Origin of the sequence: Microbulbifer sp. MCCC 1A16149, assembly GCF_050368945.1 — a bacterium.
GTDB lineage: Bacteria > Pseudomonadota > Gammaproteobacteria > Pseudomonadales > Cellvibrionaceae > Microbulbifer.
Genome location: NZ_CP185959.1, coordinates 4,178,617 through 4,191,552, shown reverse-complemented (window position 1 = coordinate 4,191,552; position 12,936 = coordinate 4,178,617). Strand labels below are relative to the sequence as shown.

The following is a 12,936-nucleotide window of genomic DNA, read 5'->3' as shown; positions in this document are numbered from 1 at the left end:
ACGAATACTGCAACCAATACAACAGCTTGTAAAAATAGCGTGCTTTTCTACCCGAGTTTGTACCTGCGTTCGACCGGAAAACGCACCCCGAGTTTCCACATCCTTCCTTATAATGGTCCCTCGCTGGATTGCTCTAACACCACAGCCAAACGGTGCATAGATGGAAACAGGCCCGCCTGAGACGAACCGAATCCCGGTCGAGGAATTTCCTACACAGGAATCCCCCAATTCCGTTGCTTTAGCTGGCTTGTTTCTATACAATCCGCCGCCTTCGCAGCGCATAGCCCGCTCCGAAGTCGGCCCATCAGGGCGTGCCGCAACGGGCTATTGCCGCAAGCGGCCCAGAATTACGCAAACTTCCAGGACATAACTCCGGGACATAACTCCAGGTAGTAACACCATGAAACGCACATTTCAGCCCAGCAACTTGAAGCGCAAGCGCAACCACGGTTTCCGTGCCCGTATGGCCACCAAGAACGGCCGCAAAGTACTGGCTCGTCGTCGCGCCAAAGGCCGCAAGGTTCTGTGCGCATAAGATTGCCGCTCTGCGAGCAACCTTATATTTGCCACTGAATCATCATGCAGTGCCCACGCAGCGACTTCGCATTCGCCAAGCCGCTGCGGCTGCTCAATGCGGCGCAGTATCGCGCCGTTTTTGATTCTGCGCCGGTTCGCGCCGCGCAGCCTCAATTCCTGATCCTCGCCCGTCCGAACGAGCTGGAGCATCCCAGGCTCGGCCTCGTAATTGCCAAAAAACACGTCCGCAACGCTACCGACCGCAACCGCATCAAGCGTATCGCTCGTGAAACTTTCCGTCTGCGCCAACACGAACTGTTCCCCCTCGACGCGGTGATACTCGCGCGCGCCGGTGCCGGTGAACTGGACAACGCGGCATTACACAAAATATTCGGCAAACTGTGGCGCAAGCTGGACCAGCGTGCGCGCAATCCCCAGCCGGATAATGGCGGATCCAACCGTCCGCGAAACCAGCGCGGTGGTAAAAAACGGGGGGCTAGCGGCGGCAAGCCGCGGGCAACATCCTCACCGGGAGATCAACCGTGAAATGGCTGGCCATCAAGCTGATCCATTTATACCGTCTGATCGCCAGCCCCTGGGTGGGTAACCAGTGTCGCTTCTACCCCACCTGCTCCCGTTATGCTGAAGATGCATTAAAAACCCACGGATTCTGCAAAGGGGGTTATTTAACCCTGCGCCGCCTTATAAAATGCCACCCTTGGCATCCCGGCGGTCTGGACCACGTTCCCCCCGCTTCCAAAGAATCAAAAACTCCGGCGGCCGAATAAATTCCGCCACCGCAACAAGGCTATCGAAATAATGGATTGGCAACGCTACACGCTGGTCGGCGGCATCGCCGCGGTCCTCCTGGCCCTGATTTACCAATGGAACGCTTTCCAGGAGCAGCACACCCCCGCCCTCGACCAGAAAACCGTGGTGCACTCTCAGGCCCAGGGTTCCGAGACCCTGCCCAGCAGCCAGGCACAAGCTGATAGCGGCGATGGCGAACTGCCGGACGGCGCCATCCCGGAAGTGGGGTCCACCAGCCAGCCGAAACTGATCAGCGTCAATACCGATACCCTGAGCCTGCTGATCGACCCCAATGGCGGTGATATCGTCAAAGTGGCGCTGCGCAAATATTACGAAGAGATCGATACACCGGACCGCCCCCTGATCCTGCTCAACCAGACCCGCAGCCACACCTATGTGGCGAAAAGCGGTCTGGTCGGCGGCAAGGGTAATTGCTCCGCAGGCCGCCCGGCGTTTACCAGCGACGCCAGCGAATACGCCCTGCAGGAAGGCAAAGACACCCTCACCGTCGACCTCAAGCAGACCCAGAACGGTATCGGCTTCACCAAGCGCTTTACCTTCAACCGCGGCGACTACCTGATCAAGGTTTCCTACCTGGTCGACAACGGCCGCGACAAGCCTCTGCTGGCCGGTATGTGCGGCGAGATCGTGCGCGACAGCCTGGAGCCCCCGGTGGATGTGGGCATCGGCATGTCCCCCTTCCTCGGCGCAGCACTGCACACCAGTGAGGAAAACTATTACAAGCAGGACTTTGAAGACATCAGCAAAAAGCCGACCACTGAAACCATTCAGGGCGGCTGGGTTGCCATGGTCCAGCACTACTTCCTGAGCGCCTGGGTACCCAATCAGCAGGAAAACAACACCTTTGCCCTGCAGCCCATCGGCAACGGCCTCTACAGCATGGGCTTTACCAGCCCGCAGTTGCGTATTGAGCCCGGTAAGCAGGGTACCGTGGAAGCTTCCTTCTACGCGGGCCCGAAAGACGTTTATCGCCTGGAAGAAATCTCTCCCTATCTGGACCTGACCGTGGACTACGGCTGGCTGTGGTGGCTGGCGAAACCCATGTTCCGGGTACTGAACTGGATCCACGATCACATCGTCGACAACTGGGGCTGGTCCATCATCCTGCTCACGGTGTTCATCAAGGCACTGCTGTTTCCGCTGTCTGCCGCGGGCCTCAAGTCCATGGCGCGCATGCGCAAGTTCGCGCCGCAGATGAAGAAACTGCAGGAGCAGTACAAGGACAATCGCCAGAAACTGGCGGAAGAGACCATGAAACTGTACCGCCGGGAGAAGATCAATCCGGTGGGTGGCTGTCTGCCGATTCTGCTGCAGATGCCGGTATTTATCGGCCTCTACTGGATGCTGATGGAAACCGTCGAACTGCGCCACGCGCCGTGGATCGGCTGGATTCACGACCTGTCGGTGAAGGACCCCTACTTCATCCTGCCGGTGATCATGGGACTGTCCATGTGGTTTATGCAGAAGCTGAACCCGCAGCCCACAGATCCGACCCAGGCCAAGATCATGCAGCTGATGCCGGTGATGATGACCTTCTTCTTCCTGTGGTTCCCCGCCGGCATGGTCATCTACTGGATCGCGAACAACCTGATCACCATTGCCCAGACCTGGTTTATCAATAAGCAGGTCGAAGCGGCGGGCAAGTAGGCCGGCGAATTTACCGAGGCAGAATGCCCCGGAAATCACAAGAACGTTAAGGGCCGCATTGCGCGGCCCTTCTTTTATCTGCAACAAATTTGAGAATTCTGGATAAACTCAGAGCATGTCCCAGCAAAGCCTCAGCAAAGAGACCATCGCCGCCGTCGCCACGCCTCCCGGACGCGGGGGTATCGGCGTGATTCGCCTGTCCGGTCACCGGGCCCGGGAAATCGGTGAACGGCTCGCGGGTAAAACCTTCAAACCGCGCTTTGCTCACTATTGCGATTTTGCCCGCGGCGACCAGTTACTGGACCAGGGGCTCGCGCTGTTCTTCCCAGGACCCAACTCTTTCACCGGTGAAGACGTGGTGGAACTCCAGGGGCACGGTGGACCGGTGATCCTGGATACGCTGATGTCAGCCCTGATTGAAATGGGAGCGCGCCAGGCGCGGCCAGGCGAGTTCTCCGAGCGCGCCTTTCTCAATGACAAGATGGATCTGGCGCAAGCCGAGGCGGTGGCCGACCTGATTGACGCGGGAAGTGCACAGGCAGCACAGAATGCGCTGCGATCCCTGCAGGGTGTTTTTTCCGAAAAAATCGAAGAGTTATCCACTCAGCTGACCGCTTTGCGTATCTACGTCGAAGCATCGATCGATTTTCCGGAAGAAGAAATCGATTTTCTCGCCGATGGCAAGGTTGCCGCGGATATTGATGCCCTGCTGACGCAGCTCGACACGGTCGACGCCCAGGCGCGCCAGGGCACCATCATGCGCGAGGGGATGCAGGTGGCAATCGCCGGTAAACCCAACGCCGGCAAGTCAAGCCTCCTCAATGCACTGGCGGGAAAAGACACGGCAATAGTGACCGACATCGCCGGCACCACCCGCGACGTGCTGCGCGAGCACATCCATATCGACGGCATGCCACTGCATATCGCGGACACTGCCGGCTTGCGAGAATCACCAGACCAGGTGGAGCAGATAGGGATGCAGCGGGCGTGGGACGAGATCCGCAGTGCCGACCGCGTACTGCTGGTGGTCGACGCCCGCGAACTCACCTCACTGGATCCGGAACAGGCCTGGCCGGACTTTACCCGCCAGCTCCCGGACGCAGAGAAACTCACCCTGGTGGTCAACAAGATCGACCTCACCGAGTACAGCGCCGGTTTACAGGCGCACAGCGACGGCATACCGATCATCGCAATCAGTGCCAAAACCGGTGCCGGTATCGGCGATCTCCAGCACCACCTGAAACAGTGCATGGGCTACCAGTCCGGCAACGAAGGGGCGTTCAGCGCACGACGGCGACATCTGGATGCCCTGGCACGCGCGCGGGCGTTTATTCTCGAAGGCCGCGCCCAACTCACTGCCAGTGGCGCCGGGGAACTGCTGGCGGAAGACCTGCGACAGGCACAACAGGCGCTGGGAGAGATTACCGGCGCCATGACCGCAGACGAACTACTCGGCAAAATCTTCGGTAGTTTCTGTATCGGCAAATAAGCCCTGCCCCCCCCTTTCCTACCGGAAAATGACTGCGGGCAGCACCAAACCTGCCCGCGATCCCCTCTAGATCCGCCCTAGATCCGCCCTAGATCCGCCCTAGATCCCCACCCGAATACCCATCAACGTCAGCAGAACCGGTCAGTCGCCTGCCGACCGCAGCGGCCAATTTCGCCGATCCATTTGTCCACAACGGGAAATTAAGCAGCGGGCCAGATTCCGACAACAGCCCTTCCCCGCACAAACCACAGGAGTTGCTCACAGCAATCCACAAGGTTATCCAGATGGACCACCTATCCAAGATCCCAACACAGCAAATTATCCCGTAAACCCACAGAGTTATTCACAGACAAGTGGAAGCAGTATGGTGTTTCGGCCGGCTGTGGATGAATCACTGGGAAAGTGGTCACAAAAAACGGTACGAATCCGGGGATAACCTGCAGAGTCGAGCAAAGGGGGCAAAGTTATCCCGCCTGTCCACACCCGCGTACATGGGTTGTACCCCCGCAAAAGCAGGGGTTTAAGGGGTAGTTATCATTGATGTAAGTTACTGTTTTATTTAGACTTTTTAGATCTATACAGCAAATCCGCCCCCTCTAATAATTACATTAAATATAAACACGTACTTATACGTAAGGTATGTATAACTTTATTTATGTATTGAAGAGAAAGCGGAAAAGTAAATTTGCCGTGCCGCTTTTTTGCACAGCTGAAGGTGCCTATAATGTGCGGCCGAATTTTTGCCTGCCCCGGTGCAGTGCCCACAGGATTCACCCCCTACCGCGTGCCACAGGCCGCCAGAGCTCGACCCTATGGATTACCCCACACAATATGATGTGATCGTGATTGGCGGCGGACACGCCGGTACCGAAGCTTCCCTCGCCGCTGCGCGTATGGGCAGCCGTACCCTGCTGCTGACCCACAACATCGAGACCCTCGGTCAGATGTCGTGTAATCCCGCCATCGGTGGTATCGGCAAGAGCCATCTGGTGAAAGAAGTGGATGCCTTGGGGGGCGCCATGGCCACGGCCACCGACCTCGGCGGCATCCAGTTTCGCGTGCTCAATGCACGCAAAGGCCCGGCGGTGCGCGCCACCCGCGCCCAGGCTGACCGCGCCCTGTACCGCGCCGCGATCCGCAGCATCCTGGAGAACCAGCCCAACCTGGATATCTTCCAGCAGGCTGCCGACGATCTGATCGTGGAAAACGACCGTGTTACCGGGGTCGTGACCAATGCCGGCCTGCGCTTCCGCGGGAAATCGGTGGTGATCACCGCGGGAACCTTTCTCGGCGGCCGTATCCATATCGGCCTCGACAACCACGCGGGCGGTCGCGCCGGAGATCCCCCTTCCATCGCCCTGGCGGAGCGCCTGCGCGCGCTGCCGTTCCGTGTAGAGCGCCTGAAGACTGGCACGCCACCGCGAATCGATGCGCGCTCGGTGGATTTCTCCGGCCTTGAGGAGCAGTGGGGCGACAAGCCGCTGCCGGTGATGTCCTACCTTGGCCGCCGCGAGCAGCACCCGCGCCAGGTATGCTGCTGGATCACCCATACGAACGAGCGCACTCACGAGATTATTCACGGCGGCCTCGACCGCTCCCCGATGTATTCCGGGGTGATCGAGGGCATCGGCCCGCGCTACTGCCCTTCCATCGAGGACAAGGTGCACCGCTTTGCGGACAAGAACAGCCACCAGATCTTTATCGAGCCCGAGGGGTTAACCACCAACGAGCTGTATCCGAACGGCATCTCAACCAGCCTGCCGTTCGATGTGCAGATGGATCTGGTGCGCTCGATCAAGGGATTCGAAAACGCACATATCACCCGCCCGGGTTACGCCATCGAATACGATTTCTTCGATCCGCGGGACCTGCGACCGTCGCTGGAAACCAAATTTATCCACGGGCTGTTCTTCGCCGGCCAGATCAATGGCACTACCGGCTACGAAGAGGCCGCCGCTCAAGGCCTGTTGGCAGGCGCCAATGCTGCACTGCTGGCCCAGGACAAAGACGCCTGGGCGCCGCGCCGCGACGAGGCCTATCTTGGAGTACTGGTGGACGACCTGATCACCAGTGGCACCAAGGAGCCCTATCGCATGTTTACCAGCCGTGCGGAATACCGCCTGCTGCTGCGTGAAGACAATGCGGATCTGCGCCTTACCGAAAAGGGGCGCGAACTGGGGTTGGTGGACGACATCCGCTGGCAGGCGTTCTGTGAAAAGCGCGAGTCCATGGAGCGCGAACAGCAGCGCCTCAAGGAGACCTGGATCCAGCCGGGCAGTGATGCCGCCAAGATTGTGGAACAGAAGCTGCCGCAGCCACTGGCGCGGGAGTACAGCCTGCAGGACCTGCTGCGCCGCCCGGAACTGAACTACGGCGATGTAGCCGCCCTCAAGGGCGAACCGGTTGCGGACGAGAAAGTGGCCGAACAGGTCGAAATTGCGGCCAAGTATGCCGGGTATATCGATCGCCAGCGGGATGAGATCGAGCGACTGCAGGCCTACGAAGACACGCCGCTGCCTGCGGATTTCGACTATGCGGCAGTTTCCGGACTGTCCAACGAGGTGATCCAGAAGCTGAGCGATGCGCGCCCGGATACTCTCGCCCGTGCCGGCCGGGTTCCCGGCGTGACCCCGGCCGCAGTGTCGCTGTTGCTGATTCAGCTGAAGAAGCGCGGCCTGTTGAGCCGCAAGAAGGCGGTCTGACGGTATGGAACAGTTTCGCCCCCGCCTGCAGCAGGCTGCAGAACAGTTAGCGCTGTCACTGACCGCCGAGCAGCAGGACAAACTGCTGGCCTATCTGGATCTGTTTGCGCGCTGGAATGCGGCGTACAACCTCTCCGCGGTGCGGGATCCGTCGGAGATGCTCGAGCGCCATATCATCGACAGCCTGAGCGTGGTCAACCTGTGTGGTGAGAGCCCTCAGGATTGTTCGCCGCTGATCGATGTGGGCTCCGGTGGCGGCCTGCCGGGTATCCCCCTGGCCATTATCCACCCCGAGCGCCCGATCAGCCTGCTCGACAGCAACGGCAAAAAGTCCCGCTTCCAGTTCCAGGTCGCCAGCCAGCTCAAGCTTGCCAATATCAACGTGGTGAACCAGCGGGTTGAGGCCTACCAGCCTGGGCAGGCCTATGCCGGCGTGGTATCGCGGGCATTTGCCTCGCTGCAGGACATGGTCGCTGGTAGTGAGCATTTACTAGCTCCGCGTGGCCGATTCTATGCGATGAAGGGCAAGATCCCGGAAGATGAGTTGAGTGCATTGCCAAAAGGCATTAAGGTCGAACAGCTGCATGCCCTGCAGGTGCCCGGCTGCGATGCCGAGCGCCATCTGATCGTCCTCGTACGCGAGGGTTGAGGCGGCGGTTCGACGGAATCGCCACTGCAAACAATGTCTGGCGTGGCCAGATATCCGAATGAAATTCGACACCTGCGCACCGGGCCGATGTTCGCGAGTGCGCTTTTGCTGCCGCGCCTTCCGGTGACCCCGGCCCAGCGGCGAGCCCGGCCGGCCACAGGATACCGAGCCACCGGGAACAACAGGACCAGAACCTTGAGCAAGATTTTTGCGGTAGCCAACCAGAAAGGGGGTGTGGGTAAAACCACCACCTGCGTCAACCTGTCAGCCTCCCTCGTTGCCAGCAAGCGACGCGTGCTGCTGATCGACCTCGACCCCCAGGGCAATGCGACCATGGGTAGCGGTGTCGACAAGAGCGAGCTGCAGCTTTCCAGCTACGACGTGCTCGCCAGCCTGCTGCCGCCGCGCAAGGCAATCGTGACCACCTCCAGCGGTTTCGATCTGATGCCGGCAAATATCGACCTGTCCGCCGCCGAGGTGGAGCTGCTGGAAATGGATGGCCGCGAGTCGCGCCTGCGCCTGGCGCTGGCGGAGATTAGCAACGACTACGACTACATCATCATCGACTGTCCGCCGTCGCTGAACATGCTCACGGTCAACGCACTGTGTGCCGCGGGTGGCGTATTGATCCCGATGCAGTGCGAGTACTACGCACTGGAGGGGCTCTCCTCCCTGATCGATACCATCACCCAGGTACAGCAGGCCGCCAATCCGGACCTGCGCATCGAGGGTATCCTGCGCACCATGTACGATCCGCGCAACAGCCTCACCGGGGATGTTTCAGATCAGCTCAACGAATACTTTGGCGATCGCCTGTACCGCACCTGCATTCCGCGCAATGTGCGTCTGGCGGAAGCCCCCAGCTTCGGCAAACCGGCGCTGGAATACGACCGCAACTCCAAGGGCGCCATCGCCTACCTGGCGCTCGCCGGCGAGATCACTCGTCGCCATGCCGCAGCCAACCAGAGCAACAGCAATTCAAACAGTGGACCCCGTCCGGTAGCGGAAGCGGTATAAGACTGAGGTAGAAGACTTATGGCCGCGAAACGCAAAGGCCTCGGGAAAGGGCTTTCCCATCTGATCAGCAACAATGCCAGCGAGGCGATTGCTGTCGCCACTGGTGAGCGCAATGGCGATATCGTCGAGCGCGTCGACGGCGAGCTCAAAGAGCTGCCCATCGAATTTTTGCAGCGCGGCCGCTATCAGCCGCGCCGCGACTTCCCGCAGGAATCCCTGCAGGAGCTGGCCGATTCCATCCGCGCCCAGGGCATCATGCAGCCCATCGTCGTGCGCCCGATCGGCGAGCACAAGTACGAGATCATTGCCGGTGAGCGCCGCTGGCGCGCAGCCCAGCTGGCCGAACTGGACAAGGTTCCTGCATTGATCCGCGATGTGGCTGACGAAGCCGCCATCGCCATGGCGCTGATTGAGAACATCCAGCGTGAAGACCTCAATCCGGTCGAAGAGGCGGTCGCCCTCAAGCGTCTGCAGGACGAGTTCGAGCTCACCCAGCAGCAGGTGGCAGAAGCAGTGGGTAAATCCCGCACCGCGGTGACCAACCTGTTGCGCCTGTTGAGCCTGACCGACGAAGTCCGTACCTTCCTCGAGCGCGGTGATATTGAAACCGGTCACGCCAAGGCTCTGCTGGGGTTGTCCGGCGATGGTCAGCGCGAGGCAGCCCGCCAGGTGGTGGATCGCGGCCTCACCGTACGCCAGACGGAGGCGCTGGTACGCCGTATCCAGGAGCAGGCCGGCAAACCGAAGGCGAAGAAACCGGAAGTGGATCCGAATATTCGACGCCTCAGTGAGCGCCTGGCCGAAAAAATTGGCGTGCCGGTTGCCATCGATCACGGTGAAAAGGGCGCCGGCAAGCTGGTGCTCAAATACACCAGTCTCGATGAGCTGGACGGTATCCTTGCCCACCTGGGATACAGCGAGGACTGACTCGCCCCCTCTGCAACCGTTACGATTGCAACGGTTGCAGAAATTGTGCGCCAAACTGGTGCGCCAGAATGTCGCACAACCGATCCTCCCAAGGCGGACATTCCTGTAAAAAGGTGAGTGTTCACTATCGCTTTGGGGGGTGACAAAAGAACGCGAAAGCCATACCAACTGACGATATTTGCCAGTTGAATCGGCTGGCCTGTTCCGACATAATTCGCACGCCCAAAATTTGGGCGGAGATCAAAATCCGGTCGGCCAGTTCCTGCCTATGCGTAATCCCCCGGTAGTAAAGATTTCGCTGATCCAGCTGGCAGCTGTTTTGCTGGCTGCGCTGGCGCTCGAACTGACACTTGGTCGGGTGATCGCCGTCTCCGCCCTGCTCGGCGGCACCCTGTGTGTGCTGCCCAATCTTTATTTTGGCCTGCGCGCCTTTGAGCTATTGAGCCCGGGCGGACGCAAATTGCGCGGAGCCCGCGCAAGTCAGCGCACGGTGGCAAGTTTCTACCGCGCTGAAACCGGCAAGTTCGTAATGACCCTGGCTGGGTTCGCGGCGGTGTTCGCCGCGGTAAAACCGCTGAACGCGGCGGTGCTGTTTATCAGCTACAGCTTGTGTGTGATTTTGCAATGGATTCTAGTGGCCCGCCTGCATGCAACGAGGCATTAAATAGCCGGCGGCCTGGAACCCCGAAGAGTGACTGCGCCAATGATAGATGGCAGGCGCAGGCAGGGGTTCCCGTAAAAGTTTTTTATCTTAGAACGTGTTGAGGAACTATGGCTGCCGAACAAACCGCGACGGGTTATATCCAGCACCACCTGCAAAATCTGGCTTACGGTAAACTTCCCGCGGGTTACACCCGTGCCGACGGGACCGTACTCACTGAATCCACCTGGACTGTTGCGCACAGCAGTCAGGAAGCAGCCGACATGGGCTTCTGGGCGGTCCACCTGGACACCCTGGGATGGTCCATTGGTCTGGGGATGCTTTTCTGTTTCCTGTTCGCGCGCGCCGCAAAGAAAGCCACCGCCGGCGTGCCGAGCGGTTTCCAGAGCTTTGTCGAGCTGATCGTCGATTTCATCGACAAGGTCGTCAAGGACACCTTCCCCCACCGCAACAGCATGGTCGCGCCGATGGCCCTGACCATTTTCACCTGGGTGTTCCTGATGAACCTCATGGACCTGGTGCCGGTGGACTGGTTGCCGCTGGCCTTCGCCCACGGTACTTCTGCGATTACCGGAGTGGATCCGCATCACGTCTACTTCAAGGTGGTACCGACTACCGACCTCAACGCCACTCTGGGTATGGCGCTGGCCGTATTCGCGCTGATGATTTTCTTCAGTGTGCGTGAGAAGGGCCTGATGGGCTTCGTCAAAGAGCTGACCCTGCACCCCTTCCATTCCGGCAAGTGGTACATCGATATTTTCCTGATCCCGTTCAACTTCCTGCTGGAAGCGGTATCCCTGATTGCCAAGCCGGTCTCCCTGGGCCTGCGTCTGTTCGGCAACCTCTACGCAGGTGAAATGATCTTTATCCTGATCGCCATCGTGTTTGGCGTAGGTGTTCTCGGCTTTATCGGTGCCGGCCTGCTGCAGATGGGCTGGGCCATTTTCCACATCCTGGTGATCACCCTGCAGGCCTTCGTATTCATGGTGCTGACCACCGTGTACATGGCGATGGCGCACGACCGGGAAGAGGAGCACGCGCACGACCAGTAATGTCGTGCCGGATGTAACGGTTTTGTCGGTTTACTGACTTTTTTCACTCACTTTTAACTTCAACAACTCTTTAACTTTACTTTGGAGAAAACAATGGAAGCATTAGGTCTGGTATACGTAGCTGCTGCACTGCTGATCGGTCTGGGCGCACTGGGTACTGCTATCGGTTTCGGCACCCTGGGTGGCAAACTGCTGGAAGGTTCTGCTCGTCAGCCGGAACAGGCTCCCGCTCTGCAGGGCAAAATGTTCCTGATGGCTGGTCTGCTCGACGCCGTACCGATGATCGGTGTTGGTATCGCTATGTACCTGATTTTCGCGGTTGCTCCTGGTCTGGCTGGTTAATTCCATCGTTCCAATTGCCCTTTAACCCATTTTTGAAAGAGCAAGAGGTGTCGGTGTGAATATCAACCTGACTCTGATCGGCCAGTCGATCACCTTTCTCGCCTTCGTATGGTTCTGCTGGAAGTTTGTCTGGCCGGCCCTGCTGGGTGTTATGCAAGAGCGTGAGCAAAAGATTGCTACCGGTCTGCAAGAAGCCGAGCGCGCGGAGAAAGATCTCGAACTGGCTCAGCGCAAAGCTGCCGAGCAACTGAAAGAAGCCAAGGCCCAGGCTGCAGAAATCATCGATGGCGCTAACAAGCGCGCCAATCAGATCGTTGATGAAGCCAAAGAAGCCGCGCGCAGCGAAGGCGATCGCCTGAAAGCTGCCGCCCAGGCGGAAATCGAGCAGGAAGTGAACCGTGCGAAAGAACAGCTTCGTTCGCGTGTCGCTAGCCTGTCTGTTGCCGGCGCCGAGAAAATTCTCTCGGTCAACATCGATGCCAAGGCACACGATGACCTGATCGAGAAACTGGCAGCCGAGCTGTAAGCGAGGAACCCATGGCGGAACTCAGCACTCTGGCCCGGCCCTACGCGAAAGCGGCCTTTGCCCACGCACAGCAAGCCTCCAACCTTTCCGGTTGGAGCGTTGCGTTGGCAACTGCAGCGGCGGTCAGCCAGAACGAAAAAGTTGGCGAGCTGTTGGATAACCCACAGCTGACCAGTGAAGTGCGCGCGGAAAAATTCCTGTCTGTTTGTGGCGACTTCGATGCGTCCCTGCAGAACTTCATCAAGCTGCTGGCGGAAAACCACCGCCTGCCGCTGCTGCCGGAAATTTCCGAACTGTTCGAAGACCTGAAGGCCCAGGCAGAAGCCACTCTCGAAGTGGAAGTTATTTCTGCCCGCCCGCTCAGCGACGAACAGTCCCAGCGCCTCACCCAGGCTCTCAGCAAGAAGTTTTCCCGCGAGGTGCACCTGCACAACGCGGTGGATGAAAACCTGCTGGGCGGCGCAATCATTCGCGCTGGTGACACGGTGATCGACGGTACCGTGCGCGGTCGACTGGCCAAACTCGCCGAGGCGATGAACTCCTAAATTATCGTCCCCTCTACCGTACGCGGTGGAGG

General features: G+C 59.1%; 14 protein-coding genes. All 14 read left to right on the top strand.

What is annotated here, in order from left to right:
* Positions 1-400 precede the first annotated feature (400 nt).
* The 14 genes from rpmH to ACONT6_RS17260 all read left to right on the top strand — a co-directional run bounded on the left by rpmH (position 401) and on the right by ACONT6_RS17260 (position 12,904).
* The gene (gene rpmH / locus ACONT6_RS17325) at positions 401-535 is read left to right on the top strand and encodes a 50S ribosomal protein L34 (protein ID WP_078085405.1); all 135 of its coding nucleotides are present in this window, start codon (positions 401-403) and stop codon (positions 533-535) included.
* Positions 536-579: 44 nt separating this feature from the next.
* Positions 580-1,062 carry a ribonuclease P protein component gene (gene rnpA, locus ACONT6_RS17320; protein ID WP_428819639.1) on the top strand — a complete coding sequence of 161 codons (483 nt, stop codon included), beginning with the start codon at positions 580-582 and terminating at the stop codon, positions 1,060-1,062.
* Positions 1,059-1,304 (top strand): membrane protein insertion efficiency factor YidD, encoded by a 246-nt coding sequence (gene yidD, locus ACONT6_RS17315; protein ID WP_181254792.1) that lies wholly within the window; start codon positions 1,059-1,061, stop codon positions 1,302-1,304. The genes rnpA and yidD overlap by 4 nt, the downstream gene beginning before the upstream one ends.
* Positions 1,305-1,335: 31 nt before the next feature.
* The gene (gene yidC, locus ACONT6_RS17310) at positions 1,336-2,994 is read left to right on the top strand and encodes a membrane protein insertase YidC (RefSeq protein ID WP_428819638.1); all 1,659 of its coding nucleotides are present in this window, start codon (positions 1,336-1,338) and stop codon (positions 2,992-2,994) included.
* 115 nt (positions 2,995-3,109) lie between these two features.
* Complete coding sequence (gene mnmE, locus ACONT6_RS17305) at positions 3,110-4,483, top strand: tRNA uridine-5-carboxymethylaminomethyl(34) synthesis GTPase MnmE (RefSeq protein ID WP_428819637.1); 1,374 nt, start codon at positions 3,110-3,112, stop codon at positions 4,481-4,483.
* Positions 4,484-5,295: 812 nt separating this feature from the next.
* The gene (gene mnmG / locus ACONT6_RS17300; RefSeq protein ID WP_428819636.1) at positions 5,296-7,185 is read left to right on the top strand and encodes a tRNA uridine-5-carboxymethylaminomethyl(34) synthesis enzyme MnmG; all 1,890 of its coding nucleotides are present in this window, start codon (positions 5,296-5,298) and stop codon (positions 7,183-7,185) included.
* 4 nt (positions 7,186-7,189) lie between these two features.
* Positions 7,190-7,834 (top strand): 16S rRNA (guanine(527)-N(7))-methyltransferase RsmG, encoded by a 645-nt coding sequence (gene rsmG, locus ACONT6_RS17295; protein WP_428819635.1) that lies wholly within the window; start codon positions 7,190-7,192, stop codon positions 7,832-7,834.
* 195 nt (positions 7,835-8,029) lie between these two features.
* Complete coding sequence (locus ACONT6_RS17290; RefSeq protein WP_428819634.1) at positions 8,030-8,851, top strand: ParA family protein; 822 nt, start codon at positions 8,030-8,032, stop codon at positions 8,849-8,851.
* 18 nt (positions 8,852-8,869) lie between these two features.
* Complete coding sequence (locus ACONT6_RS17285; RefSeq protein ID WP_181254798.1) at positions 8,870-9,778, top strand: ParB/RepB/Spo0J family partition protein; 909 nt, start codon at positions 8,870-8,872, stop codon at positions 9,776-9,778.
* 178 nt (positions 9,779-9,956) lie between these two features.
* A complete protein-coding gene (locus ACONT6_RS17280; RefSeq protein WP_428819633.1) occupies positions 9,957-10,442 on the top strand; it encodes an ATP synthase subunit I in 486 nt (161 codons plus the stop codon).
* Positions 10,443-10,549: 107 nt separating this feature from the next.
* A complete protein-coding gene (gene atpB / locus ACONT6_RS17275; RefSeq protein WP_428819632.1) occupies positions 10,550-11,491 on the top strand; it encodes a F0F1 ATP synthase subunit A in 942 nt (313 codons plus the stop codon).
* A gap of 93 nt (positions 11,492-11,584) precedes the next feature.
* On the top strand, positions 11,585-11,833 hold the full coding sequence (gene atpE, locus ACONT6_RS17270; protein ID WP_010131056.1) for a F0F1 ATP synthase subunit C: 249 nt from the start codon (positions 11,585-11,587) through the stop codon (positions 11,831-11,833).
* 55 nt (positions 11,834-11,888) lie between these two features.
* A complete protein-coding gene (locus tag ACONT6_RS17265; protein WP_181254800.1) occupies positions 11,889-12,359 on the top strand; it encodes a F0F1 ATP synthase subunit B in 471 nt (156 codons plus the stop codon).
* Between the two features lie 11 nt (positions 12,360-12,370).
* Positions 12,371-12,904 carry a F0F1 ATP synthase subunit delta gene (locus ACONT6_RS17260; RefSeq protein WP_181254801.1) on the top strand — a complete coding sequence of 178 codons (534 nt, stop codon included), beginning with the start codon at positions 12,371-12,373 and terminating at the stop codon, positions 12,902-12,904.
* Positions 12,905-12,936 lie beyond the last annotated feature (32 nt).